The 24,910-nt window shown below is 68.3% G+C and carries 27 protein-coding genes; 15 read left to right on the forward strand and 12 right to left on the reverse strand.

The genetic code is table 11. The annotated features are described in order from the left end of the window. Nucleotides 1-134: 134 nt before the first annotated feature. The 3 genes from frr to HDA44_RS02175 are packed head-to-tail and all read left to right on the forward strand — an operon-like array spanning nucleotide 135 to nucleotide 2,142. A complete protein-coding gene (gene frr / locus HDA44_RS02165) occupies nucleotides 135-689 on the forward strand; it encodes a ribosome recycling factor (RefSeq protein WP_319037458.1) in 555 nt (184 codons plus the stop codon). Further along, complete coding sequence (locus tag HDA44_RS02170) at nucleotides 689-1,537, forward strand: phosphatidate cytidylyltransferase (RefSeq protein WP_184830849.1); 849 nt, start codon at nucleotides 689-691, stop codon at nucleotides 1,535-1,537. The genes frr and HDA44_RS02170 overlap by 1 nt, the downstream gene beginning before the upstream one ends. Continuing rightward, nucleotides 1,534-2,142, forward strand: a complete 609-nt coding sequence (locus HDA44_RS02175) for a GNAT family N-acetyltransferase (protein ID WP_184830851.1) — start codon at nucleotides 1,534-1,536, stop codon at nucleotides 2,140-2,142. The genes HDA44_RS02170 and HDA44_RS02175 overlap by 4 nt, the downstream gene beginning before the upstream one ends. On the opposite strand, the gene HDA44_RS02180 is transcribed toward HDA44_RS02175, so the two are convergent. Further along, a complete protein-coding gene (locus tag HDA44_RS02180) occupies nucleotides 2,132-3,097 on the reverse strand; it encodes an LLM class flavin-dependent oxidoreductase (protein ID WP_184830853.1) in 966 nt (321 codons plus the stop codon). The two genes, HDA44_RS02175 and HDA44_RS02180, sit on opposite strands and share 11 nt — an antisense overlap. 154 nt (nucleotides 3,098-3,251) lie before the next feature. Between HDA44_RS02180 and HDA44_RS02185 the strand changes: the two genes are divergently transcribed. The 4 genes from HDA44_RS02185 to pdxY all read left to right on the forward strand — a co-directional run bounded on the left by HDA44_RS02185 (nucleotide 3,252) and on the right by pdxY (nucleotide 6,577). Next, entirely contained in the window at nucleotides 3,252-3,941 is a 690-nt protein-coding gene (locus HDA44_RS02185) for a C39 family peptidase (protein ID WP_184830855.1), read from the forward strand. A gap of 133 nt (nucleotides 3,942-4,074) precedes the next feature. Then, nucleotides 4,075-5,193, forward strand: a complete 1,119-nt coding sequence (rlmN, locus tag HDA44_RS02190; protein WP_184830857.1) for a dual-specificity RNA methyltransferase RlmN — start codon at nucleotides 4,075-4,077, stop codon at nucleotides 5,191-5,193. Continuing rightward, nucleotides 5,193-5,729 carry a DivIVA domain-containing protein gene (locus tag HDA44_RS02195; RefSeq protein ID WP_184830858.1) on the forward strand — a complete coding sequence of 179 codons (537 nt, stop codon included), beginning with the start codon at nucleotides 5,193-5,195 and terminating at the stop codon, nucleotides 5,727-5,729. Before rlmN ends, HDA44_RS02195 begins: the two co-directional genes overlap by 1 nt. Beyond that, nucleotides 5,726-6,577 carry a pyridoxal kinase PdxY gene (gene pdxY, locus HDA44_RS02200; RefSeq protein ID WP_184830859.1) on the forward strand — a complete coding sequence of 284 codons (852 nt, stop codon included), beginning with the start codon at nucleotides 5,726-5,728 and terminating at the stop codon, nucleotides 6,575-6,577. The genes HDA44_RS02195 and pdxY overlap by 4 nt, the downstream gene beginning before the upstream one ends. A 13-nt stretch (nucleotides 6,578-6,590) precedes the next feature. Here pdxY and HDA44_RS02205 read toward each other — a convergent pair whose 3' ends face one another. Further along, on the reverse strand, nucleotides 6,591-7,685 hold the full coding sequence (locus tag HDA44_RS02205; protein WP_337905590.1) for an LOG family protein: 1,095 nt from the start codon (nucleotides 7,683-7,685) through the stop codon (nucleotides 6,591-6,593). Nucleotides 7,686-7,735: 50 nt separating this feature from the next. On the opposite strand from HDA44_RS02205, the gene HDA44_RS02210 reads away from it, so the two are divergent. Continuing rightward, nucleotides 7,736-9,025, forward strand: coding sequence for an aspartate aminotransferase family protein (locus HDA44_RS02210; protein WP_184830860.1), 1,290 nt, complete (start codon nucleotides 7,736-7,738; stop codon nucleotides 9,023-9,025). Here the strand turns inward: HDA44_RS02210 and HDA44_RS02215 are convergent. Further along, entirely contained in the window at nucleotides 8,994-10,511 is a 1,518-nt protein-coding gene (locus HDA44_RS02215) for an FAD-dependent monooxygenase (protein WP_184830861.1), read from the reverse strand. The two genes, HDA44_RS02210 and HDA44_RS02215, sit on opposite strands and share 32 nt — an antisense overlap. 72 nt (nucleotides 10,512-10,583) lie before the next feature. Here HDA44_RS02215 and HDA44_RS02220 point away from each other — a divergent pair, with 72 nt between their 5' ends. Next, nucleotides 10,584-11,249, forward strand: coding sequence for a TetR/AcrR family transcriptional regulator C-terminal domain-containing protein (locus HDA44_RS02220; RefSeq protein ID WP_184830862.1), 666 nt, complete (start codon nucleotides 10,584-10,586; stop codon nucleotides 11,247-11,249). 27 nt (nucleotides 11,250-11,276) lie between these two features. Here HDA44_RS02220 and HDA44_RS02225 read toward each other — a convergent pair whose 3' ends face one another. From HDA44_RS02225 to HDA44_RS02245, 5 genes are all read right to left on the reverse strand, one after another. Next, the gene (locus HDA44_RS02225; RefSeq protein WP_184830863.1) at nucleotides 11,277-12,143 is read right to left on the reverse strand and encodes an amino acid ABC transporter permease; all 867 of its coding nucleotides are present in this window, start codon (nucleotides 12,141-12,143) and stop codon (nucleotides 11,277-11,279) included. Further along, nucleotides 12,143-12,790, reverse strand: coding sequence for an amino acid ABC transporter permease (locus tag HDA44_RS02230; protein ID WP_184830864.1), 648 nt, complete (start codon nucleotides 12,788-12,790; stop codon nucleotides 12,143-12,145). The genes HDA44_RS02225 and HDA44_RS02230 overlap by 1 nt, the downstream gene beginning before the upstream one ends. A 104-nt stretch (nucleotides 12,791-12,894) precedes the next feature. Beyond that, nucleotides 12,895-13,818 carry a glutamate ABC transporter substrate-binding protein gene (locus HDA44_RS02235; protein ID WP_184830866.1) on the reverse strand — a complete coding sequence of 308 codons (924 nt, stop codon included), beginning with the start codon at nucleotides 13,816-13,818 and terminating at the stop codon, nucleotides 12,895-12,897. A 50-nt stretch (nucleotides 13,819-13,868) separates the two neighbouring features. Beyond that, on the reverse strand, nucleotides 13,869-14,645 hold the full coding sequence (locus HDA44_RS02240; RefSeq protein WP_272956398.1) for an amino acid ABC transporter ATP-binding protein: 777 nt from the start codon (nucleotides 14,643-14,645) through the stop codon (nucleotides 13,869-13,871). A gap of 122 nt (nucleotides 14,646-14,767) precedes the next feature. Continuing rightward, nucleotides 14,768-16,312 (reverse strand): amidohydrolase family protein, encoded by a 1,545-nt coding sequence (locus HDA44_RS02245; RefSeq protein WP_184830868.1) that lies wholly within the window; start codon nucleotides 16,310-16,312, stop codon nucleotides 14,768-14,770. A 100-nt stretch (nucleotides 16,313-16,412) separates the two neighbouring features. Between HDA44_RS02245 and miaB the strand changes: the two genes are divergently transcribed. Together miaB and HDA44_RS02255 are read left to right on the forward strand one after the other, a co-directional pair. After that, nucleotides 16,413-17,885 carry a tRNA (N6-isopentenyl adenosine(37)-C2)-methylthiotransferase MiaB gene (gene miaB / locus HDA44_RS02250; protein ID WP_184830870.1) on the forward strand — a complete coding sequence of 491 codons (1,473 nt, stop codon included), beginning with the start codon at nucleotides 16,413-16,415 and terminating at the stop codon, nucleotides 17,883-17,885. A 107-nt stretch (nucleotides 17,886-17,992) separates the two neighbouring features. Beyond that, complete coding sequence (locus HDA44_RS02255; protein WP_184830872.1) at nucleotides 17,993-18,652, forward strand: phosphotransferase; 660 nt, start codon at nucleotides 17,993-17,995, stop codon at nucleotides 18,650-18,652. On the opposite strand, the gene HDA44_RS02260 is transcribed toward HDA44_RS02255, so the two are convergent. The 4 genes from HDA44_RS02260 to HDA44_RS02275 all read right to left on the reverse strand — a co-directional run bounded on the left by HDA44_RS02260 (nucleotide 18,649) and on the right by HDA44_RS02275 (nucleotide 20,602). After that, nucleotides 18,649-19,101 carry an NUDIX hydrolase gene (locus HDA44_RS02260; RefSeq protein WP_184830874.1) on the reverse strand — a complete coding sequence of 151 codons (453 nt, stop codon included), beginning with the start codon at nucleotides 19,099-19,101 and terminating at the stop codon, nucleotides 18,649-18,651. The two genes, HDA44_RS02255 and HDA44_RS02260, sit on opposite strands and share 4 nt — an antisense overlap. A 45-nt stretch (nucleotides 19,102-19,146) precedes the next feature. Continuing rightward, nucleotides 19,147-19,905: an MBL fold metallo-hydrolase gene (locus HDA44_RS02265; protein ID WP_184830877.1), complete on the reverse strand. Its 759-nt coding sequence runs from the start codon at nucleotides 19,903-19,905 to the stop codon at nucleotides 19,147-19,149. Between the two features lie 70 nt (nucleotides 19,906-19,975). Beyond that, the gene (locus HDA44_RS02270; RefSeq protein ID WP_184830879.1) at nucleotides 19,976-20,221 is read right to left on the reverse strand and encodes an antitoxin; all 246 of its coding nucleotides are present in this window, start codon (nucleotides 20,219-20,221) and stop codon (nucleotides 19,976-19,978) included. Nucleotides 20,222-20,356: 135 nt separating this feature from the next. After that, nucleotides 20,357-20,602: a hypothetical protein gene (locus HDA44_RS02275; protein WP_184830881.1), complete on the reverse strand. Its 246-nt coding sequence runs from the start codon at nucleotides 20,600-20,602 to the stop codon at nucleotides 20,357-20,359. Between the two features lie 121 nt (nucleotides 20,603-20,723). On the opposite strand from HDA44_RS02275, the gene miaA reads away from it, so the two are divergent. The 4 genes from miaA (at nucleotide 20,724) to ggt (ending at nucleotide 24,848) form a co-directional block, all read left to right on the forward strand. Beyond that, complete coding sequence (gene miaA, locus HDA44_RS02280) at nucleotides 20,724-21,725, forward strand: tRNA (adenosine(37)-N6)-dimethylallyltransferase MiaA (protein WP_184830883.1); 1,002 nt, start codon at nucleotides 20,724-20,726, stop codon at nucleotides 21,723-21,725. Continuing rightward, nucleotides 21,712-22,227 (forward strand): SigE family RNA polymerase sigma factor, encoded by a 516-nt coding sequence (locus HDA44_RS02285; protein WP_184830885.1) that lies wholly within the window; start codon nucleotides 21,712-21,714, stop codon nucleotides 22,225-22,227. The genes miaA and HDA44_RS02285 overlap by 14 nt, the downstream gene beginning before the upstream one ends. An 8-nt stretch (nucleotides 22,228-22,235) precedes the next feature. Further along, complete coding sequence (locus tag HDA44_RS02290; protein ID WP_184830887.1) at nucleotides 22,236-22,922, forward strand: hypothetical protein; 687 nt, start codon at nucleotides 22,236-22,238, stop codon at nucleotides 22,920-22,922. Nucleotides 22,923-23,033: 111 nt separating this feature from the next. After that, nucleotides 23,034-24,848 (forward strand): gamma-glutamyltransferase, encoded by a 1,815-nt coding sequence (gene ggt, locus HDA44_RS02295; protein ID WP_184830889.1) that lies wholly within the window; start codon nucleotides 23,034-23,036, stop codon nucleotides 24,846-24,848. Nucleotides 24,849-24,910 lie beyond the last annotated feature (62 nt).

Here is a 24,910-nt window from a genome sequence, read left to right on the forward strand (position 1 = left end):
CGCGAGGGCGTACCACTAGGATCAAGCTACGGGTGGAGGTCCGGCAGCGGACGGCCGCGCGTTCGTACGGTAGCTGTGTTTGTTGGTTGGGGAAGCCGCACCGAGGCGGCCCAGAGGAAGCGAGGAATGTCGTGATCGACGAAGCTCTCCGCGATGCCGAGCAGAAGATGGCCAAGGCCGTGGAGGTTGCGAAGGACGACTTCGCCGCGATCCGCACCGGCCGCGCGCACCCGCAGATGTTCGCGGGCATCCTGGCCGACTACTACGGCAGCCCGACGCCGCTGCAGCAGCTGGCCGGGTTCCAGGTCCCGGAGCCCCGGACGGTGCTGATCTCGCCGTACGACAAGGGCGCGATGACGGCGATCGAGAAGGCGATCCGGGACTCGGACCTCGGGGTCAACCCGGGCAACGACGGCGCGGTGATCCGGGTGGTGCTGCCGGCGCTGACCGAGGAGCGCCGCAAGGAGTACATCAAGGTCGCGAAGACCAAGGCCGAGGAAGCTCGGGTTTCGGTCCGCAACATCCGCCGGCACGCCATGGACCAGGTCCACAAGACGGTCAAGGACGGCGACGCCGGTGAGGACGAGGGCAAGAGTGCTGAGAAGCGGCTCGACGGGTTGACGAAGAAGTTCGTCGACGCGATCGACGAGCTGCTCAAGCACAAGGAAGCCGAACTGCTCGAGGTGTGATGGGCGTCGAGAGTACGCCCGCGCCGAGTCCCAACCCGAGCCGCGCCGGGCGGAACCTGCCCGCGGCGATCGCGGTCGGGGTGGGGCTGGGCGCGCTGATCCTCGGTTCCCTGTACTGGGAGAAGGTCCTCTTCGTCGTTCTGGTCCTGGTCGTCGTCGTGGTGGCGGTCGACGAGATGATGAAGGCCCTGCGGACCGGTGGCGCCGAGATCCCGCGGATCCCGTTGTACGTGGGCACGACCGCGATGCTGGCGGCGGCGTACTTCGGCGGCCCGATGGCTTTGCTGGTGGCGCTGGGTCTGACCGTGCTGGGCACGATCTTCTGGCGGATGCCGGGTGGTTCGGTCGGGTTCGTCCGGGATGTCAGCGCCGGGGTGTTCCTGATCGGTTACGTCCCGCTGCTGGCCGGGTTCGCGATTCTGCTGGTGCAGCCGGACGCCGACGGGCCGGGGCGAGTGGTGACGTTCTTCCTGGTCACGGTCGCGAGTGACGTCGGCGGGTACGTCGCGGGGGTGCTGTTCGGCAAGCATCCGATGGCGCCGACGATCAGCCCGAAGAAGTCCTGGGAGGGCTTCACCGGGTCCGCGCTGGCCTGTATCGGTGCCGGGATCGGCGCCGTCGTGCTGCTGCTGGACGGCAACTGGTGGGTCGGCGCGATCGTCGGCGCGGTCGCGGTGCTGACCGCGACGGTCGGCGACCTGGGCGAGTCGATGATCAAGCGCGACCTGGGCATCAAGGACATGTCGAACCTGCTGCCCGGTCACGGCGGCGTGATGGACCGGCTGGACTCGCTGCTGGCGACCGCGCCGGTGGTCTGGCTGCTGCTGCATCTGCTGGTGAAGTCATGACGACGGCTCCGGACGGACGCTCGCTGATCGGCGACGTGGTACGGCTGGATCGCCTGCAGGATGCCGATATCGAGGAGTTGTACGCGGCGATCGCCCGCCCGGAGGTGTACGCGGGTGGGTTCGGCGGTGGTCCCGCCGCGCTGCCCGCGAGCGCGGAGGCGATGCGTACGGCGTGGATCCCGGCCGCGGCGAAACGGTTCGCGTACGTGGTCCGCCTGGTGTCCGACGGACCGCTCGGTGCGGCCGGAACAGTGGTCGGTACGTCGAGCCTCGCCGATGTGGACGTACTGAACGAGCGAGCCCACCTCGGCTTCACCGGCTACACGCCCGCGGTGTGGGGTACGGCGGTGAATCCCGCGACCAAGCTCCTCCTTCTCACGCATGCCTTCGAGGTCTGCGGCTTCGGCCGAATCAAGATCCAGACGGGTACGAAGAACACGCGCTCCCAGGCCGCGATCGCGAAACTCGGGGCGACGCGGGAGGGCGTACTGCGCCGGCACCTGCGGCAGGCGGACGGATCGTTCCGCGACACGGTGGCGTTCTCGATCCTCGCCGATGAGTGGCCGGGCGTACGAAAGCGGCTCGAGGACCGAATCAGCCGGTGAGCTTCGCCAGCGCCGCGTACGACGCCAGCAGCGCGGCGCGATCGTACGTGTTGGTGGTGATCAGGATTTCGTCCGCTCCGGTACGGTCGACGAGCTCGCCCAGCGCGTCGTCGACCTCGTCGGGCGTGCCGTAGATCTGTCCGCGCAGGGCATTGTCGAAGAATTCCCGTTCGCGGGCTGTCATGTCGTCCGGGACCGATGGCTGGAGTGGTGGAAATACGCCGCGGGTCCGCGAGTACGCGCTCGCCCAGGCCTCGGGCAGCAACAGTTGCCGCGCCGCTTCGGTCGAATCGGCCACCGCAGCCGTGACGGCGAGGATGACGTACGGCTCCGCCGCCCACGCGGATGGCTGGAAGGCCTCTCGATACTGCGACACCAGCGCCGCGGAATCGGAACGCGCGGCGAGCACGACCGGCAGACCCAGCGACGCGGCGATCGCGGCCCCTTCGCCGACCGCGAGGATGAACGGCGGGATGCGCAGCCCTTCACCCGGCCGGGCGTGGACCTGGTTGTCGGCATCACCGGTCAGATAGCCGAGCAGCGAGCGGACCTGCGTGGCGAAGTCGTCAGCCGCGTCCTTCTCGACTCCGAGCGCCCGGCGGACGCCGTTCGTGAAGCCGACCGACCGTCCGAGACCCATGTCGATGCGGCCGGGATACAGCGATTCCAGGACGCCGAACTGCTCCGCGACGACGAGCGGTTGGTGATTCGGCAGCATCACCCCGCCGGTACCGACACGGATCTTCTCGGTGCGCGCGGCAACAGCCGCTGCCAGCACGGTCGGCGCCGAGCCGACCACCCCAGGAACGCTGTGATGCTCCGACACCCAGAACCGCTGGTAGCCAAGCTCTTCCACCTGCCGCGCGAGCTCCACGGTCGCCCGCAGCGTCTCCGCCTCCGTCTCGCCGGTGCGGGTCCGGGAACGGTCCAGAACTGACAGTGGGACAGGGCGCATGTGTCAGTTCAACGGGCTCGGCACCGGCCTGATTCCCGGCCTTTCCACCCAGATCGAAACCTCCGGTGATTTTTTCACCGCAAACCCAGTTGCTGTGTCAGTATCAAACGCAGGACGATCCGCCCCGGTCGTCCATCGCGTGTGAGGAGCTGACATGACCCCCACGACGAAATTCAAGGCCGCCCTCGGCGGTCTCGCCCTGATCGCCGCAGCTGCCGTCCCCCTCACGGCCGCCGCCGGCGCCGCCCCCGCCGCCGGCATCGCCCCGCCGGCCATCTCGGCCGAGGCGATCGCGACGTCCAAGCCGGTGCCCAAGCTCGGGTACTCGACGCAGGCGTCCAAGACCCTCGCCATCGACTTCCAGTACCAGCAGACCAGCTACTGGTGTGGCCCGGCCGCGACCCGGATCGCCTTGTCGGCAAGGATCTCGCCGCCGAGTCAGCAGCAATTGGCGAACGAACTGCCGACCACCACGAACGGCACCGACTGGATCGGCCAGGTGACCCGGGTGCTGAACAACCACGTCGGCACCGGCTGGTACGAGACGAAGGAGATGACCAACGACCCGCCCACCCAGGCGCAGCGTGACCTGCTCTGGCGCGACATCGTCCTCGACATCGACAACAACTATCCGATCGTCGCGAACATCGTTGCCCCGGCCAACAACCACCCGCCGGGCTACCCGAACTACACGATCTACCACTACTTCACGGTGATCGGGTACGACGCGAGCGACCAGACCGTACTGATCGCGGACCCGGCCGGCTTCGCGCCGACCGCTACGTACTGGCTGACCTTCAACCAGTTGGCCACGCTGATTCCACCGAAGGGCTACGCGGCCTGACGACCCGGCCCGAGCCACGGCGATCCCGGTGTCGTCGTGGCCCGGGTATCGAGGTCGGGGGAGCCGGCGGTGACGAGGGTCATGGGATGTGAATTTGTGAATCGTCCTGGCAGCTTGCGACAATAGGCCGGTTATGACTACCTCGCTTCCCCTTGTCTTCGATGAGCCGCGCCGTGCCAAGAAGCCGCCGCGGCACCTCGCCGATCTGTCCGGGGAGGAGCGGCGTACGGCGGTGGCCGCGCTGGGCGAGCCCGCCTTCCGCGCCAACCAGCTGTCCAACCACTACTTCTCCCGGCTGGTGTCCGACCCGGCCGAGATGACCGATCTGCCGGCCGCGACCCGGGACAAGCTGGTCGCCGAGCTGATGCCGCCGCTGCTGACCCGGGTCCGGGACCTGGAGTGCGACAACGGCGAGACCCGGAAGACGCTGTGGAAGCTGCTGGACGGCTCGCTGGTCGAGTCGGTCCTGATGCGCTACCCGGGCCGCGTGACGATGTGCGTGTCCTCCCAGGCGGGCTGCGGGATGGCGTGCCCGTTCTGCGCGACCGGCCAGGGCGGTCTGACCCGGAACATGACGACCGCGGAGATCGTCGAGCAGGTAGTGGACGGTGCCCGCGCGCTGGCTCGCGGTGAGATCGCCGGTGGTCCGGGCCGGGTCTCGAACATCGTGTTCATGGGTATGGGCGAGCCGATGGCGAACTACAAGGCGGTGATCGGAGCCGTTCGCCGGTTCACCGATCCGTCGCCGGAGGGTCTGGGCATCTCCGCGCGCGGCGTGACCGTGTCGACGGTCGGTCTGGTGCCGCGGATCAACCAGCTCGCGACCGAGGGCATCCCGGTCACGCTGGCGCTGTCGCTGCACGCCCCGGACGACGAACTGCGGGACGAGCTGGTCCCGATCAACAACCGCTGGAAGGTCGACGAGGTGCTGGACGCCGCGTGGGAGTACGCGCGCCAGACCAAGCGTCGGGTCTCGATCGAGTACGCGATGATCCGCGACATCAACGACCACGCCTGGCGGGCGGATCTGCTCGCGGAGAAGCTGTCGGCGCGCGGCGACTGGGGCTGGGTACACGTCAACCTGATCCCGCTGAACCCGACGCCCGGCTCGAAGTGGACCGCCTCCGACCCGGCCGACGAGCGCGAGTTCGTGCGCCGCTTGGAGGCCGGTGGCATTCCGGTCACGGTCCGCGACACCCGCGGCCAGGAGATCGACGGCGCCTGCGGTCAGCTCGCCGCCAGCGAATCCTGATGCTGGAATCCGGGTTCACCGTGCGCCGCTCCGGCCAGCGCTACGACTGCACGGCGGTCGACGCGCTGGTGGAGCGCCTGGTCGCGACTGTCGAGCGCCGGTCCGTCGGTCCGGACCTGACCGTGGCGGACCTCCGCGCGGCGCAGTTCGGGACGCCGATGTTCGGGCCCGGGTACGCGGTCGAGGAAGTGGACAACTTCCTGGCCGAGGCGGAGCGGCTGTTGCCCGCTCGCGACGGTGTGGCCGGTCAGCGAGCAGTTGCCCAGAGTGGCCGGCCGGTCCAGGGTGAGCTGACGAAGCCGAGCTTCTCCCGGGTGCGCCTGCGCGAAGGATACGCGCGGGACGAGGTGGATGCCTTCGTCGATCGGGTGCTGGCGACGGTCAACGGGCTGCCCGTGGATCGGCCGGTGACCGCGCAGGAGATCCTGAATACGCGGTTCCGGACGGTGCGCCTGAGTGAGGGATACGACGCCACCGAGGTCGACCTGTTCGTCGACACCACCGCCGCCCGGCTGGATGGGATGATCGGGCAGTGAAGATCCTTTCGATTCAGTCCGCGGTCGCGTACGGGCATGTGGGGAACTCGGCGGCCGTCTTTCCGCTGCAGCGCATCGGCGTGGAGGTCCTGCCGGTGTACACGGTGAACTTCTCGAACCACACCGGGTACGGGGCGTGGCGCGGGCCGATGATCAGCCCGGACGACGTACGCGAGGTGCTGCTCGGGATCGAGGACCGTGGCGTGCTCTCGCAGATCGACGTGGTGCTGTCCGGTTATCAGGGCGGTGAGGGGATCGCGGACGTGATTCTCGAGACCGTGCAGCGGGTGAAGGCGGCGAATCCGGCTGCGGTGTACTCGTGCGACCCGGTGATGGGCAACGCGAAGTCCGGCTGCTTCGTCGCGCCGGCGATCCCGGTACTGCTGCGCGATCGGGTCGTACCGGCCGCCGACCTGATCACGCCCAACCAGTTCGAGCTGGGCTTCCTCACCAACACCGAGCCGGACACACTCGAGTCCACGCTGGAGTCGGTGAAGCTGGTCCGCGCGACCGGGCCGCGTACGGTGCTGGTGACCAGCGTCGAGCGCCCCGACCGCGAGGAGGGGACGATCGAGATGCTGGCGGTCGACGACAGCGGCGCGTGGCTGGTGCAGACGCCGTACATCCCGATGAAGGCGAACGGCTCCGGCGACGTGACGGCGGCGCTCTTCACGGCGCACTACCGGCGTACGGGCGATCTCGCCGAGGCACTCGCCCGGACGACGTCGAGCGTGTTCGATCTGCTCACGCGTACCCACGAGTCGGGGGAGCGCGAGTTGCAGCTGGTCGAGTCGCAGGAGGCGTACGCGCACCCGCGGATGCAGTTCACGCCGCGCCAGGTCGCCTAGCTCACCAGGTCGCCTAGCTCACCAGCTCGGCGGCCTCGTCGATCGAGTCGACCAAGCGGACTGATGCCTGCATCGGGCGGTCCGTGGCCAGTGACTGCAGGAGCGGCCAGACCGGCAGCTCCACAGTCCAGTGGTTGACGTTGACAAGGACGAGTGGGATCTGGGTGGCCGCGTCGCCGTAGTAGTTCGGTGTGACCGCCTGGAACACCTCCTGCACGGTGCCCGCGGCGCCGGGAAGGTAGATGATCCCGCCGCGAGCGCGTCCGAGCAGTACGTCCTCACGTAGCGCGTTGGAGAAGTACTTCGCGATCGCCGACGCGAACACGTTCGGCGGCTCGTGACCGTAGAACCAGGTCGGAACGGACACGCCACCGTCGCCAGGGAAGCGCGAGCGCACACTCAGCCCTGCACCGGCCCAGGCACCGATCGACGGCCGGAACGACGGTACGGCGGCCAGCTCCGCCAGCGCGCTTTCCACGGCGGCATCGTCGTACGACGCCAGCGAAGCGCCCAGGTTCGCGGCCTCCATCGCGCCCGGACCACCGCCCGTGACAACCACCCGTCCGCGCCGGGCGAGCGTACGCCCCAGCAGCACCGCCGCGCGATAGCCGGCCGAATCACGCGGTACGCCGTGACCGCCCATGACGCCGACCCACGGCTTGTCGTCGGGCAGCTCGTTCAGCGCGTCCGCGATCGCGTGGTCGTGCAGCGCGGCGGCCAGCGTACGGCTGGTGTCGCCCTTCTCGTCGTGCTGCCGTGACCATGCGTAGATCTGCGCGTCCGGAGTGGCGTGATACCCCTGTTCGAGGCCGGCGTACAGCTCGTCGGCGTCGTACAACCGCCCCCGGTACGCGTCGAACGGCAGCGCCGGGATGGTCGGAAAGACCAGCCCGCCACCTTCGCGTACCCAGGTGTCGGCCTTCTCCTCCAGCGCACAGCCCAGGAACACCGATCCGGTCGGCTTCAGCGCAAGCAGTTCCGCCGTACGCCCGGTCAGATCGACCGACTGCACCCGCCACCCGGCCATCGTGCCGGCTCCCGCCGCCAGCAGCCGGTCGAAGTGCTCCAAGGACTCGATGTCCACATGCGGGATGCTCGGCAACGTCACGGGACAGAACGGTAATAGACGCGCACTGGGAGTTGAGGTAAAGGTTGGACATGACACATGCGGAGCTCTGGGAACGACACAAGGCCGTCATGCCGGCTTGGCTCGCGTTGTACTACGAAGAGCCGATCGAGATCGTGCAGGGGTCCGGCCGCCGGGTCACCGACGGTGAGGGGACGACGTACCTGGACTTCTTCGCCGGCATCCTGACCAACGCGATCGGCTACGACATCGCGGAGATCTCCGATGCCGTCCGCGAGCAGCTCGGCTCCGGCATCGCGCACACCTCGACGGTGTACCTGATCCGGAAGCAGGTCGAGCTGGCCGAGCAGATCGCCGAGTTGTCCGGGATTCCGAACGCGAAGGTGTTCTTCGCCAACTCGGGCACCGAGGCGAACGAGACGGCCCTGCTGCTCGCGACCCAGGCCCGCCGCTCCAACCAGGTGCTGGCGATGCGCAACTCGTACCACGGCCGCGCGTTCGGCACGGTGGCGATCACCGGCAACCGGGGCTGGTCGGCGAGCAGCCTGTCGCCGGTGAACGTGCAGTACCTGCAAGGCGCGTACCGGTATCGCAGCCCGTTCCGCGACCTGCCGGACGCCGAGTACGTGAAGGTGTGCGTCGACGATCTGCGCAACGTCATCGAGACCACCACCTCGGGCGATGTGGCCTGTCTGATCGCGGAGCCGATCCAGGGCGTCGGCGGCTTCTCGTCCCCGCCGGACGGGCTGTACGCCGCGTTCAAGGAGGTCCTGGACGAGTACGGCATCCTGTTCATCTCCGACGAGGTGCAGACCGGCTGGGGCCGGACCGGTGATCACTTCTGGGGCATCCAGGCACACGGCGTCGTACCGGACGCGATGACGTTCGCGAAGGGGCTCGGCAACGGGTTCGCGATCGGCGGTGTGGTCGCGACGGCCGGGTTGATGGACAGCATCCAGGCGAACTCGCTGTCCACCTTCGGCGGTAACCCGATCTCGACCACGGCGGCGAAGGCGACGATCGACTACCTGCTGGACAAGGACCTGCAGGCGAACGCGGCCAAGCGTGGTGCCCAGCTGGTCGACGGTCTGCGTGGCATCTCCGACGAGTACCCCGAGCTCGGCGACGTCCGTGGCAAGGGCCTGATGCTGGCCGCGGAGATCGTCAAGCCCGACGACAACAGCCCCGACCCGGCGGCGACCGCCAAGCTCCAGCAGGAGACCAAGGACCGCGGGCTTCTGGTCGGCAAGGGCGGGCTCTACGGCAACGTACTCCGGATGGCGCCGCCGATGACGCTGACCGAGGAGGAAGCCACCGAGGCGCTGGAGATCATCCGCGACTCGTTCGGCACGCTGCGCTGAGCTCAGCCGGCCCGGGCACAGCAGCCGGTCCGAGCCAAGTGGTGAGCGCCACCTCGAGTCCTGTATCCGTCTGTACGTCCGTTGCCCAGGCGACGTGCCCGTCCGGACGGATCAGGACCGTGGCGGGTACGCGGATGTCGCCGGCGCCGGGAATTGTCCACTGCCGGGTGACGGCGTCAGCGGCCACGCAATCCAGTCGCTCGGTCCAGCCGGTAGCGATCGCGGGCGGCTCAGATCCGTTCAGGGACAGCAGAATCGGCTTCCCCGAGACGAGCAGCTGATGTACGCGCGTCGTCGACAGCTCCGCGTCCGGAACCCGCCGGCCGATCAGCGGATGATCGCCCGCCAGTTCGTACCTGATGTCGAGCCCGGTGATCATCAGCCCGAGCCGCTGGCGGACTTCGTCGATCTCCACCAGGCCGGTGAAGGTCTCGCGCAGCGCGTCACTGTGCGCGCCGGGACGGGCGAGCGCGGTCTGTGCCCGGGTGTTCTGTAGCACGCGCGCAGCGACTGGGTGCCGCTCGCTCTCATAGGTATCGAGCAGCAGGGCAGGTGCTTCGCCCCGGACCACCGCCGCGAGCTTCCAGCCGAGGTTCACCGCGTCCTGTACGCCGGTGTTGAGTCCTTGACCACCGGCCGGGTAGTGGATGTGCGCCGCGTCTCCGGCGAGCAGTACGCGCCCAACCCGGTAGCGGTCGGCCTGGCGGGCAGCGTCGCCGTACTGGGAGACCCAGCGCGGGCTGTGCATCCCGAAGTCAGTGCCCGCGACCTCTCGGAACGACTCCCGGAAGTCCTCGAACGTCGGCTCGGCCGCGCGGTCGATGACCCGGTCATGCCGTTGCACGAGCAATCGGTACCAGCCGGGCTGGAAGTTCAGCGCCGAGTAGTCGCCCGGTCCGCGACGCACGGAGAACACCGGTCCCGCGGGCGGGTCGGCCAGCTCCACGTCCGCCAGCATCCCCTGCATGGTCGACTCGGTCCCGTCGAACGAGATGCCGGCCAGCTTGCGCACGGTGCTGCGGCCGCCGTCGCAGCCAACCAGGTACTCGCACCGAATCCGGCTGCCGGCCGAGTCACCGACCTGCACCTCGATGCCGTCCGCGTCCGGCCGGATGCCACGCACCGGCGAACCCCAGCGCACGGGTACGCCGAGGGTGGCCGCGTGCGCGTCGAGTTCACGCTCGATCTCCGCCTGCACGATCGCCAGCGTGTACGGGAAGCGGGTCGGGAAGTCGCTGCAGTCGAGCTTGATCCCGGCGAAGTGGCCGGCCTGGATCGGCCGCCCGCGCTCGATCATCCGGTCCAGCAGACCGCGCTGATCGAACAGCTCCATCGTCCGCGCGTGCACGCCGCCGGCCCGGGACTCGCCGCTGCGTGCCGGCAGCGCGTCCAGGAGTACGACGTCGATCCCGGCCAGCCGCAGCTCGGCGGTCAGCATCAGCCCGGTCGGCCCGGCGCCGGCGATCACTACCTGGGTGGTTTCCATGCCAACTCCTTAACGATGTTCGATTTCCTTTAACACTGTTAAGGAGAACAGAACGCTGTTAAGGTTGTCAACATGAAGCCGGAGACCGGAACGAAGGTCGATGCCGCGAGCATCGCCGCCGCGGCGCTGCGGCTGCTCGACGACGGTGGGATCGACGGCCTGACCATGCGCAAGGTGGCCGCGGGGCTCGGCGTCCAGGCGCCGGCGCTCTACTGGCACGTGAAGAACAAGCGCGAACTGCTCGACGTGATGGCGGACGCGCTGTTCGTCAGGGCCGTCGACGGCATCGAGGCGCCGCGGCGGGACACCGCGTGGCAGGACTGGCTGCTCGACCTGGCCGGACGCCTGCGGTCCACGCTGCTGCGGCACCGCGACGGCGCCCGCGTCCTGGCCGGTACGAACGTGGCGGGCGAGTCACTGTGGCGAGTGACCGAGCTGACGCTGCGTACGCTGGAGGACGCCGGCTTCTCGGCGGCGGATGCGATTCGGGTGTTCCCGATCCTGCTGCACTACACGATCGGTTTCGTGATCGAGGAACAAGCACGGTCCGGCGTCGAGTACCCCGACGGGAACCCGTACACGGTGGACCAGCTCAGTCAGGCGGTCGACGCCGCGCGTTACCCGCTCACCGCGCGGATGGTCGGCACCGTCTTCGGCGCCGACAACGACGCCGAGTTCGAGTACGGGCTGCGCGTCATCCTGGCCGGGATCAGCGCGACCACCGGCCAAAAGCAGTAGGCCCCTCCGAAGAGGGGCCTACGTGTGTCAGAGCGGAGCTTCCGCCGAAGTGGCGGACTCGGCCGCCGAAGTCGGCGGCGCGCCGGTGACCTTGCGGCGGCGCCGCGAGCGGCCCTCGAGGTAGCGGGCCAGTACGGACAGCAGCGAGCACAGCCCGATGTAGATGATCGCGATCACGATGTACGTCGGGATGTACGGGAAGCCGTAGTTCAGCCGGCCACCCATCTGCTTGCCGACGTAAAGCAGCTCCGGGTACGTGATGATGAACCCGAGCGCGGTGTCCTTGAGCAGGACCACCAGCTGGCTGACGATCGCGGGCAGCATCGCACTGATCGCCTGCGGCAGCAGCACGAGCCGTACCACCTGGTTCTTCCGCAGCCCGAGCGCGTACGACGCCTCTCGCTGACCCTTCGGTACGGCGGCGATGCCGGCCCGGAAGATCTCCGCGAGCACCGAGCCGTTGTACAGCGTCAGACCGAGCACAACCGCCCAGAACGGCGTCAGACCGAGCTGGAACTGCAGGCTGCCGTAGTAGAAGAAGAACATCAGGATCAGCAGCGGCACCGCCCGGAACAGCTCGACGACGAACGTCGCCGGGGTCCGGACCCACTTGTGGTCGCTGATCCGCGCAGCAGCGAACACCGAACCGAACACCAGCGCGAGCACCGCCGCCAGCCCAGCCGCCTTCAGCGTGGCGAGCAGACCGTCGAGCAGCTGGTTCTGGATCGCGGTGTACTGGAACTGGACCCACCGGCGGCTCTCGAACTGGCCGGTCGCGTTCAGCCGGTAGATGACCCAAGCGACAGCGCCGGCCACCAGCAGCAGCACGACCACGTTCAGCGTCCGGTTACGGATCTTCGCCCGCGGTCCGGGTACGTCGTACAAGGCGCTCATCAGGCCACCGCCGTCCGTCGCTCGGCCCACCGCTGCAGGAACATCAGCGGCACGATCAGGATCAGGAAGCCGATCGCGATCCAGGTCAGTGTCAGCAGCTGGTTCTCACCACGCTCGGACATCGCCGCCGGGATCGCCCCCGCTTCCGCGACCGAGAAACCGGCCGCGATGGTGGTGTTCTTCAGCAACGCGATCAGCACGCTCATCAGCGGCGGTACGACGACCCGGAACGCCTGCGGCAGCACGATCACGGTCAGTACCTGGACGAACGACATGCCGACCGCGCGGCCCGCCTCGGTCTGCCCGGGCGGGACCGTATTGATACCGGACCGGACCACCTCGCAGATGAAGGCCGACGTGTAGATCGTCAGCGCGACCACCGCGGACCAGAAGAACGACGGCAGCTCGATGCTCATCTTCGGCGCGCCGAAGACCAGGAACGCGAACACCAGGGTCAGCGGGGTGTTCCGGAGCACGTTCACGTACCCGGTGCCGACGCCGCGCAGGGCCGGCACCGGGGAGACCCGGAACGTACCCAGCAGGGTGCCGATCACCAGGCTGAGTACGCCGGAGATCAGGAACAACTTGATCGTGGTCCAGAAACCTTGTCCGAACAGATCCCAGTTGTCGGTGAGGACCGAGAACATCGCGACCTTCCTCTTGCCCTTCGGTGGATCCGGTCAGGAGCCACCGGCCGTTGCCACGGCTCGGCCGCGGCGGCTGCGCACAGCCGCCGCGGCCGGGTGGTGGATCAGTACTTCTCGAGCGGCGGCGGGGTCGAGTCCGAACCCGACTTGCCGAGCGTCTCGTCGTAGATCGCCTTCCAGGTGCCGTCGCCCTCGCCGGCCTCCAGGATCGCGTTCACCTTGGTCCGGAGCGCCTTGTCGGCCAGCGGCAGGCCGATGCCGTACTTCTCCACGCTGAACGGCTTGCCGACCACCTTCAGGTCGTCCGGCGCGTTCGCCGCGTACCCCTTCAGGATCGCGTCGTCGGTGGTGACCGCGTCGGTCTTCTTGTCCAGCAGCTGGGAGACGCACTCCGAGTAGGTCTTGAACTCGGAGATGTTGCTCGCCTCGGTCAGCTGCTCGTCCTTGACCCGCTGAATCGGGGTCGAGCCGGTCGCCGAGCAGACCTTCTTGCCCTTCAGCGCGGTCTTGCCGGCGTCCATCGAGTTGTCGCTCTTGCGGACCAGCAGGTCCTGACCGGCGATGAAGTACGGGCCCGCGAACGAGACCTGCTTCTTGCGCTTGTCGGTGATCGAGTAGGTGCCGACGTAGTAGTCGATCTCACCACCGGCGATCGCCGTCTCGCGGTTCGCGGACGGGATCTCCTTGTACTCGATCTTGTCCGGGTCGAGACCGAGGCCGGCCGAGACCATCCGGGCGATCTCGATGTCGAACCCGCAGCGCTTGCCGCTGGCGTCCTTGTACCCGAGGTTCGGCTGGTCGGCCTTGACGCCGACGACCAGGTTGCCGCGGGCCTTCGCCTTGGTGAAGGCCGGGCTGCCGGCCACGTCCACGCCGCTCGCGGTGGTGAACTTGTGCAGCTGGCCGCAGGAGTCGGAGGCGTTGCCGCCGCCACCTCCGCCCGCCGCCGGCTCGCTCTTGCCACAGGCGGCGGCGGTCAGCGCGAGCGCCGCGACGCCGAAGGTGGCGACGAGGTTGCGCATTCTCATGATCAGGATTCCCCTTCGTTTCGTTACCGGGTACAGCCGCGGGCGGAAGCTCAGTGCTTCAGGATCTTGCCGAGGAAGTCCTGGGCCCGCCGGGAGGTCGGGTTGGTGAAGAAGGTCTCCGGGTCGGCCTGCTCGACGACCTCGCCGTCGGCCATGAACACCACCCGGTTCGCCGCGGTCCGGGCGAAGCCCATCTCGTGCGTGACCACGACCATCGTCATGCCCTGCCTGGCCAGGTCGACCATCACCTCGAGGACCTCCTGGATCATCTCCGGGTCGAGCGCCGAGGTGGGCTCGTCGAAGAGGATCACCTTCGGGTCCATGGCCAGCGCGCGGGCGATCGCGACCCGCTGCTGCTGACCGCCGGACAGCTGGGCCGGGTACTTCTGTGCCTGGGTCGCCACGCCGACCCGCTCCAGCAGCTCCATCGCCCGCTGCTCGGCCTTCTTCGGGTCCGCCTTCCGGACCTTGCAGGGGCCGAGGGTGACGTTCTGCAGGATCGTCTTGTGCGCGAACAGGTTGAACGACTGGAACACCATGCCGACGTCGGCACGGAGCTTGGCCAGCGCCTTGCCCTCGCTCGGCAGCGGCTGGCTGTCCAGCGTGATGGTGCCGGAGTCGATCGGCTCCAGCCGGTTGATCGCGCGGCAGAGCGTCGACTTGCCGGACCCGGACGGGCCGATCACGACCACGACCTCGCCCTCGTCGATGGACAGGTTGATGTCCTTGAGGACGTGCAGTTCGCCGAAGTGCTTGTTCACACCGGTCAGCGTCACCAGTCCGGCCGCTTTCCGTGTGTCCTGTGCCAGGGTGCCGGAATCGCTCATGGCCAGAACCTAGCGGAGGCCGGGGTGCGGTCGCAGGCCCGGGTGGTTCCACCGTGGTAACGATCTGCCAGAAAGTCGAACGGGCTGTGATCGATTGATCACAGCCCGTTCAGGGTTCTGCCTCAGTGCTTGCGCGGCGCGGTACCGCAGCAGCCGCCCGCGGCGATGCTCGCGGCCGTCGGCGGCTCCTTGACCGCGGCCTCGACCCCGGCCAGCAGTCGCTGCCGGTCGGTGGGGGAGATCACCCGGCCCCGGGTGACGACCGAGTGGATCTTCCGGGTGTTCCGGATATCGGTCAGCGGATCCGCGTCCAGTACGACCAGGTCGGCGATCTTCCGCGCCGCGACCGCGCCCAGGTCCGCGTCCATCCCGAGGAACTTGGCCGGCTCGACCGTCGCCGCGTACAGCGCCTGCCGCGTACTCGCACCGGCGCGTACGAGGTGCTCGAGCTCATCGTGCAACGCGAACCCTGGTACGGAGTACGGCGTGCCGGTGTCCGTACCGGCCAGCAACGGGACGTCGTGCTCGATCAGCTCCCGGACGAACCGCTGCCGCCAGGCCCACATCTGGCGCTGATGAGAGATCTCCTCCGCGGTGCGGTTGGGCGCGTACATGGTTCGGATGACGTAGTCGTACGTGCCGATCGAGTCTTCGCTCAGGTACTTCGCCAGCGCCGGGTCGAGGCCGGTGTAGTCGATCTGGTCGAGTACGTAGTGCATGGCCAGCGTCGGCGTGACGCGGGTGCGGTTCCGGCGGAGCGTGCCGAACACGTCGGCGGCGCGCGCCGGGCTGTACGTGTTCGCGGCGATCCACTCGATCGGGTGCAACTGCCGGAACCACCCGTTGTAGTCGCCGTTCGACACCTTGATCGCGAGCAGCATCCGGCGTACCTCGGCCTCCCGGGTGGAAACCGACAGGCCGAGCGAGTGGATGTGCTCGATGCTGCGCTGGCCGGCCTTGCTGACCTCCTTGATCGGGACCTCATCCGGCCCGTGGCCGTGCACGGTCAGGCCGACCCGGCGGGCCTCGTCGATGACCGCGCGCCACGACTCGCGGCTCAGCCGGGAGTACACCTTGACGAAGTCCGCGCCCTCACCCTTGACGCGGCGGACGGCGGCCCGCGCGGCGGCGGCGTCGTCGACAACGATCACCTTGATCAGGTTCGGGTCCCACAGCGTGGGGTCGCCGTCGAGGATGTTGCTGGCGACGATCATTCGCGGCCCGAGCAGGGTGCCGGCGGCGATCCGGTCCCGCCAGTCGTAGAGCGCCGGGTTCGTACCGGACATCTCGCGGACCGTGGTCAGGCCGTTCGCCAGGTAGAGCGGCGGCGACACCCGCTCGTCGCCGAGGCTGTGGACGTGCATGTCGGCCAGACCGGGGATCACGTACTTGCCGGTCAGGTCGATCTCGACGGCACCGCGGGGAACCGGGACGCGGCCGACGCCGATGATCCGGTCGCGATCGATCAGTACGGTCTGGTGCCGGTCCCGGCGGCCGGTGTGGACGTCGATCACGGTCACGTTGGTGAGCGCGGTGATACGCCGCGCGGCAGCTGACGGTACGGCGGCCGGGCCGGCCGTGGCGGTCGTGGTCGCGAAGGTGCCACCGGCGAGCACGGCGGCACCGGCGGCGGTACGGGCGAGAAACTGACGGCGGGAACTGTTCATGCCCATCACTATTGTCTCCCCGAACGCCCAGGTCAGGGGTCGCAGGCCACCGTCCCAGGTAGGTCTTTGTCTACCCCGGCACGTACTCTTGGTGGCTGTCATGCGTACTTATGAGGTCCGCACCTACGGGTGTCAAATGAATGTCCACGACTCCGAGCGCCTGCGCGGGCTGCTGGAGGACGCGGGTTACGTCCGCGCGCCCGAGGGTGACGAGGCCGACGTGGTCGTCTTCAACACCTGCGCGGTCCGCGAGAACGCCGACAACAAGCTGTACGGCAACCTCGGCCACCTGGCGCCGGTGAAGGCCCGCAAACCCGGCATGCAGATCGCCGTCGGCGGGTGCCTGGCGCAGAAGGACAAGGCGTCGATCACCCGCAAGGCGCCGTGGGTGGACGTGGTGTTCGGCACCCACAACATCGGTTCGCTGCCGGTGCTGCTGGAGCGGGCCCGCGTCGAGCAGGAGTCGCAGGTCGAGATTCTCGAGTCGCTGGACGTGTTCCCGTCCACGCTGCCGACCCGGCGCGAGTCGCCGTACTCGGCCTGGGTCTCGGTCAGCGTCGGGTGCAACAACACCTGCACGTTCTGCATCGTGCCGGCGCTGCGCGGCCGGGAGAAGGACCGGCGGCCGGGGGAGATCCTGGCCGAGGTCGAGGCACTGGCCGCCGAGGGCGTTCTCGAGGTCACCCTGCTCGGCCAGAACGTGAACTCGTACGGCGTCGAGTTCGGCGACCGGTACGCGTTCTCGAAGCTGCTCCGCGCGTGCGGTTCGGTGGACGGTCTGGAGCGCGTGCGGTTCACGTCACCGCATCCGCGTGACTTCACCGCGGACGTGATCGAGGCGATGGCCGAGACGCCGAACGTGATGCACTCGCTGCACATGCCGCTGCAGTCCGGTTCGGACGCGGTGCTGAAGGCGATGCGGCGTTCGTACCGCCGGGATCGGTATCTGAAGATCATCGAGGACGTACGCGCCGCGATGCCGGATGCGGCGATCACCACCGACATCATCGTCGGATTCCCGGGGGAGACCGAGGCGGACTTCCAGGGCACGCTCGACGTGGTCCGGGAGGCGCGGTTCGCCGGGGCGTTCACGTTCCAGTACTCGAAGCGTCCTGGTACGCCGGCCGAGTCGATGGAGAACCAGGTGCCGCGCGAGGTCGTCCAGGAGCGGTACGAGCGGCTGGTCGCGCTGCAGGACGACATGGCCTGGGCCGAGAACAAGCAGCTCGTCGGGCAATCGGTCGAGGTGCTCGTCGCGGAAGGCGAGGGCCGGAAGGACGCCAGTACGCGGCGGCTGAGCGGCCGGGCGCGGGACAACCGCCTCGTGCACTTCGCGGTGCCCGAAGGGGTGGAAACGCCGAGGCCGGGTGACCTGGCGACGGTCGAGGTCACGTACGCGGCGCCGCATCATCTGGTCGCTGACACCTTCGGCAACCTGCGCCGGACCCGCGCGGGCGACGCCTGGGCCAGAACGCAGGACGAGCCGACCACCAGCCCCGGCGTGATGCTAGGCATGCCAACCCTCGGCGCCAAGCCCCTGGAACCAACCACCGGCGGCTGCCAGATCGGATGACAGAACCCTCGTCCACACCGGCTCCGGCCACCGCCCCCGCTCCGGCCGCCCCTGTCACCCGCGCCCCGGCCGCTGCTGGGCCAGCCGCCGGTGTTGGGCTGTGGGCTTTGCTGCCTCCGGGCGCTGAGCCGTTCGCGGCGGGGCGGGATGCGGATGTTTTTGCGATCGACGACGACTGGGTGTTGCGGCGGTACCGGGACGGGCATCCGGTTCGGGACGAGGCCGACTACATGCGGCACGTCGCGAACCACGGCTACCCGGTGCCCGCGGTCCGGGAGATCAGCGGCCCGGACCTCGTGATGCAACGGATCACCGGCCCGACCCTCGCCGAGGCCGCCGTCGCGGGTGACGTCAGCGCCAAGCAGCTGGGCGAACTGCACGCCGACCTGCACCGCCGTCTGCACGCCATCCCCGCACCCAGCGGCACACCCGGCCTGACCGTCGTCCACGGCGACCTGCACCCGCAGAACGTGATCTCATCCACGGACGGCCTGACAGTCATCGACTGGCGCGACGCGACCGAAGCCCCCGCCGAGCTGGACATCGCCAAAACCGCGATCATCTTCGCCCAGATCGCCCTGGACCCGCAGTGGGCACACCTGTCGCCACTCCTCCGCGAGGCCCTGAGCGTCTACCTCGCCAACTCCGTAGACCCGACCCCGCAACTCCCTGCCGCGCTGCACACCCGCGCCAGCAACCCCACCCTCACCGCCGCGGAGCTGGCCCTTCTCCCCGCCCAGGAAACCCTGATCCGCTCCCTGCTCTAGAAACCCTGGACGATCACCGCGGGAAGTGCCTCGCCCTTGGCCAGTGCCTCAAGTACTTGGGCCTCCTGCGACACCAGCGGCTCCGGTAGCGCATCCAGCGCGTACCACTCCAGCCCGGCCGCCTTCTCTGGCTCCATCAACCGCGGCTCCCCGCTCCACGTCGACACCTCGAAGAAGAAGTCCACCCGCTCGTCGATCGGCTCGCCGTTCCCGCCCGTCCGGTGCATGGCCGTCAGGGGTACGAGATCAGCGGGCTGTACTTCCAGCCCGACCTCTTCCCGCAACTCACGCACCGCCGCCGCGATCGCCGACTCACCCTGCTCGACATGCCCCGCCGGCATCGCCCAGTGCCCGTCCATGTAGCCGGTGTTGGCCCGCAGCAACAACAACACCTCATTGCCCCGCCGCACCAACACGTAAGCCGCAGGCACCACCCGAAACCGATCCATAGCCGGAACCCTAGACAACCCGACCGACAAACCCGAACAGGATTGTCAGACGACGTACGTCGCACCGGGCGACGCGTACTCAACCTGTCCACCGAACCGCCTCGCAGCGCGCCGAGCAGCGCCAGCGGGGGACAGGGCACGACCAACATGCGTGACGATCAACCGGTTGGACCGGGACGCGGCAGCGGTGTCACCTGCCTGTTCAGCCGTGTGGTGTACGCCTCCGCCGTCACCAACCGCATCCGCTTCACAGAGGAGTACGTCGCAATCAGCCGCCAGGGCAGTCAGGTTGTCGCAGGGCGCTGTGTCACCGGAGTACACCAGTGACCTGCCACCGGACGACATGCGTACTGCGAACGCGGCCATGCCGTGCTCCACAGCTCGCGTGGTCAGCTGGACAGCGCCGACAGTCGCCTCGTGCTTGTCGTACAACTCAGTGACGGCAAAAGCGGACTCGATCGGACTACGCGTCGATGTGTTGGTCAGAAACCCGGCCAGCCGATCAGCAATGCCCGGCGGACCGTAGAGCGGGATCGGTGCAGTCAGCGTGACATCCGCGTACAGCGCGCCGTAGTACGCCGTCAGCAGGTCAGCTGTGTGATCGGCATGCAGATGTGAGATCCAGATGGCATCCAGCTCGTCCAGGCGCGCGTGGCGCTGCAGCGGCCCGAGCGTTCCGGTGCCGGCATCGACCCAGATCTTCGTCTCACCACAGGTCACCAGGTACCCGGAACAGGGGTTGTCCACAGCCGGGTACGGCGTCGCGCACCCAAGCACTGTCAGCCGCAAAGCTTCGTCACTCACACCGGCGATCCTAGAAGTACGCACGACAAAGGGCCGCAAGCTGGATGCTTGCGGCCCTTCGGGGGTTCGATCAGGCGGACTGGTTCGGTGCGTCCGGGATGTCGTCGTTCTGGCCATCCAGGTTGTCAAGCCCTTCCTTGGCCTTCTCGACACCGGTGTCGATCTTGTCGCCGTACTTGCCGCCCGTCTTCTCGTCGACGAAGTCGCCGGCCTTGTCAAGACCTTCGCCGACCTTGTCGCCGTGCTCGTTGACCAGGTCGGTGGCCTTGTCCTTGAGGTTTTCGGCCGTGCCCTTGAACTTGTCGAAGATGCCCATCTCGGGGCTCCCATTCCTGCGTAGTTGAGTGCTTACAGACAGCTAGCGGTGATCTTCGCACCTGCCACGCCGAAACTGTGGGATCTCCGCGAGCGCCATGCTGAGACGCTCAGCGACGGGCTGCCGAACGGTGGCTCAGACGCCGTCCTTCGGACCCGACTCGACGTCGCCGCCGCTGCCGTCGGTGCTGCCGCCGCCGGATTCGACGTCACCACCGGACTCGACGTCGCCGCCGCTCTTCTTCGCCTCCACGTCACCGCCGCTGCGGCGCGCCTCGACGTCCCCACCGCTCTTCTTCGCGGCCGCGACGTCCTCGGTGCCTTCCCCCAGTCCGGCCGCGTCCTTGGCCGCGGCGGACTCTTCCTCGAACGAATTCGTCACTTGGTTCCTCCCGTAGAAATGTCACCAACGCACAGGTTCCTACCGAACTTTCCGGGTCAACCACAAGGCTGGTACAGACCTCTTGGCGAAGTCTTCAGGGCGGAGCTGCCAAACTGGAGCGATGCCTGCTCCACTCGTCGTCGCGGTCGTCGGCCCCACCGCGGCCGGCAAATCCGATCTTGCCGTTGCCCTGTCCCGGCGCCTGGGCGGCGAGGTGGTCAACGTCGACGCCATGCAGGTGTACCGCGGGATGGACATCGGGACCGCGAAGATCACCGGCCCGGAGCGGCACGGCGTACGCCATCATCTGCTCGACGTTCTCGACGTCACCGAGACCGCGACCGTCGCCGAGTTCCAGGAGCTGGCCCGCGCCGCGATCGACGACTGCATCGGGCGCGGCGTGGTGCCGGTGCTGGCCGGCGGTTCCGCGCTGTACGTCCGCGCGATCCTCGACGACTTCGTCTTCCCCGGGACCGATCCGGTCGTCCGGGACCGGCTCGAGGCGGAGCTGGAGCAGCACGGTTCCGGCGTACTGCATCAGCAGCTGGCCGCGAAGGACCCGAAGGCGGCCGAGCAGATCCTGCCGAGCAACGGCCGGCGGATCGTCCGGGCGCTGGAGGTCATCGAGCTCACCGGCGGCCCGTACGTCGCGACCCTGCCCGAGCACCGGTACGTTTACCCGGGCGCGGTACAGCTCGGTCTGGACGTACCGCGACCGGTGCTGGACGAGCGGATCGACCGCCGGGTGGACCGGATGTTCGACGCGGGATTCGTCGCCGAGGTGCGAGGTCTGCTGAACAAGGGTTTGATTGAAGGTAAGACAGCCAACCGAGCGCTCGGATATTCGCAGGTGATCGCGTTGCTGAACGGTGAGCTCGACGAGGCGCAGGCCCGGGAGCGGACCGCGCAGGCCACCCGCCGGTTCGCGCGCCGGCAGGATTCGTGGTTCCGGAAGGACGACCGGATCAGCTGGTTGCCGTACGACGCCCCCGATCTGGTGGAGAAGGCATTTCAAGTGCTGCGTAGAACTGCAATGGCGCAAGGCAACCGTGACGGCGCCGGCGGCGTAGTCGAGTTGGAAGGCCCCGGACACCACTCAGGGGCTGTCGATGCGAGGGGGTGACCGTGAGGCCGAGTTCCGTGAGTACCTGCTCGCGGACCGCACCAGGCTGATGCGGACGGCGCTGCTGCTGACCGCCGGGGACGCGCACACCGCCGAGGACCTGGTTCAGACCGCCTGCACCCGGGTGTACGTGCACTGGCACCGGATCAAGCACGAAGGCGCCGGACCGTACGCCCATCGCATCCTGGTGAACGCGTTCCTGGACGAACGCCGCCGGGCCGGCCGCCATCCGGAGGTCGTCACCGCGGAGACCGTCGAGCCGCGACTGACCGATGTCCCGGACCAGGCGGACACGCTTGCGGTCCGGGGCGCGCTGCTGGAGCTCGCGCCGCGGCAACGGGCCGTACTGGTGCTGCGGTACTTCCAGGATCTCGATGTCGCCACCTGCGCGCGGATCCTGGCCTGCACCGAAGGGACGGTGAAGAGTCAGACGGCGAAGGCGCTGAAGCGGCTGAAGGACCTGATGACCGAGGAGACGGACCGAAAGACGGGGAGTAGCTGAGAACGCCGATGGACGACGTGAAGAGGTTGTTGGAGGGGTTCGCCGACCGTGCCGCCGACGGGTTGCCGGAGGCGGACATCGAGGCGGATGTCACCCGCGGGCGGGTCGCGCTGCGCCGGATCAAGCGCCGTCGCCGGACCACCGGGGTGTTGTGCGTGGCCGCCGCTTCGGCGCTGGTGCTTGTCGTCGGCAACCAGGTGAAGTGGTGGGGGAGCAGCAACAACGTCGCCAGCACCGTGGCCACTCCGCAGGTGGCGTCGGAGGCTTCGAAGCCCGCCGCCGCGCCGGTCACGCCGCGGAGCAAGGAGACGATCTCCAACTTCGGCGCACCGGTCGTGGAGCTGGTCGCGAACAAGCAGGCCTGGCGGAGCATCTCCTGCGGCCTGGCGCCGCGCGGCCTGACGCCGGAGACGCCGATTGCCGTCAACCGGGTGGTGCTGTCGCAGCCGACGATGCGGACCGCCGACACCGCGACCAAGGTCGTACTGCAGACGGCGCCGGAGGCCATCACGCTGTCGAAGGTCCGGGTCAGTCAGGTGAGCGGCAAGACCTTCCGCATCGGCACACTGAACGGCCGGCTGACCGGTCAGGTGCAGGTAGCTAGCCAGTGGCTACTGGTCGAGCTGCCCACCGGCACGGTCGAGTGGTCGGATGACATCTTGCAGCGGTTCCTCGCCTCCTGCAGCGTGAACTAGGGCGTGTCTCCTGAGACACGCCCTAGCCACGCCACAACTGGCGCGCACCGCCCGGGTGAGATAGGCAGGGGCCATGTCCCTTGTCCCGCCGAGCCCGTGTGGGGGAACTAAGTGAAGAAGCTGGTTGCAGCACTGTCCGCTGGTGCCCTGGTCCTGTCAGGTGCCAGTTCGACAGCCCTATCCACTGCAGTAGCCCGTCCACAGGTCAAAGCACCGGACCGGCAGCCCACCGCCATCGGGTACGGCGGTGCGGTGTCCTCCGTCGATCCGGATGCGACGAACATCGGCCTGGACGTACTGCGCCGTGGCGGCAACGCCGTTGACGCAGCAGTCGCCACGGCGGCCGCACTGGGCGTCACGGAGCCGTACTCGGCCGGTGTCGGCGGTGGTGGCTACTTCGTGTACTACAACGCCAAGAAGCACAAGGTGTACACGATCGACGGCCGGGAGACCGCACCGGCGACGATGCCGTCGAACGCGTTCATGGACCCGAAGACCGGACAGCCGTACCCGTTCGCGCAGCTGGTGACATCTGGTGTGTCGATCGGCGTACCAGGCACGCTGGCGACCTGGGACAGCGCACTGAAGCAGTGGGGTTCGCTGTCCTTGGGTGGCGCGTTGCAGCCTGCCGCCGCGCTGGCTGACCGTGGCTTCGTCGTGGACTCGACGTTCCGCCTGCAGACGTTGGAGAACAAGGACCGGTTCGCGCAGGTCGTACCGACCGCCAAGCTGTTCTTGCCGAACGGTGACGCGCCACAAGTCGGTTCGCTGTTCAAGAACCCCGACCTGGCGGCCACGTACAAGCTGATCGGTCAGAAGGGTACGTCGGTGTTCTACCGCGGCCCGCTGGCCGGTGAGATGGCTGCGGTGGCGAAGAACCCGCCGAAGACACCTGGTGCGACGCTGCCGTTCTTCCCGGGGTACCTGCAGGTAGGCGATCTCGCGGCGTACAAGGCGATCGACCGCGCACCTACCAAGGTCCGGTACGACGGACTGGACGTGTACGGGATGCCGCCATCGTCTTCCGGTGGAAGCACGGTCGGCGAGGCACTGAACATCCTGCAGCCGCAGCACCTGGACCGGATGTCCACCACGCAGGCACTGCACACGTACCTTGAGGCGTCCGCACTGGCCTTCGCGGACCGTGGCGCGTACGTCGGCGACTCGGCGTACGTCGACGTACCGCTGAAGGAGCTGCTCTCCAAGGGGTTCGGCGCCGAGCGGTCATGTCGGATCGATCCGAAGCACGCGGCGACCAAGCCGGTGCCTGCTGGTTCGCCGGACGGCAAGTACTCGCGTTGCGGGCAGGGCAGCGCGGTGGAGCAGCGGCCGGATACCGAGGGCCGTTCGACGACGCATCTGGTTGCCGCCGACAAGTGGGGCAACGTTGTCTCGTACACGCTGACCATCGAGCAGACGGGTGGTAGCGGGATCACGGTGCCGGGTCGCGGCTTCCTGCTGAACAACGAGCTGACCGACTTCTCCGCGGTGCCTGACCCGAAGGACCCGAACATGATCCAGGCCGGGAAGCGGCCGCGGTCCTCGATGTCGCCGACGATCGTGCTGCGCGGCCACAAGCCGTACCTGGCGCTGGGTTCGCCGGGTGGGTCGACGATCATCACGACGGTGCTGCAGACGTTGACGAACCGGCTCGACCGGGGCATGACGCTGCCGGCGGCGATCGCGGCACCGCGGGCGTCACAGCGCAACACGGCGTCGGTGACGGCGGAGCAGGGGTTCATCGACAAGTACGGCGCGGCGTTGGGGAAGTACGGTCACACGTTCACGCCGGCGGGTCCGCCGGGGAGTTCGGCGGCCGAGATCGGCGCGGTCGCGGCGCTGGAGTTCCTGCCAGGCGGAGCGATCCTGGCGGCCGCGGAGCCGGTCCGGCGTGGTGGGGGAGCAGCCGGGGTGGCCCGGCCCTGATCACAATGAACAGCTGGTCACAATGAACAGCTGGTCACAGTGACCTGATGTTCACAGTGCAC

It is taken from the genome of Kribbella solani, from assembly GCF_014205295.1.
GTDB lineage: Bacteria > Actinomycetota > Actinomycetes > Propionibacteriales > Kribbellaceae > Kribbella > Kribbella solani.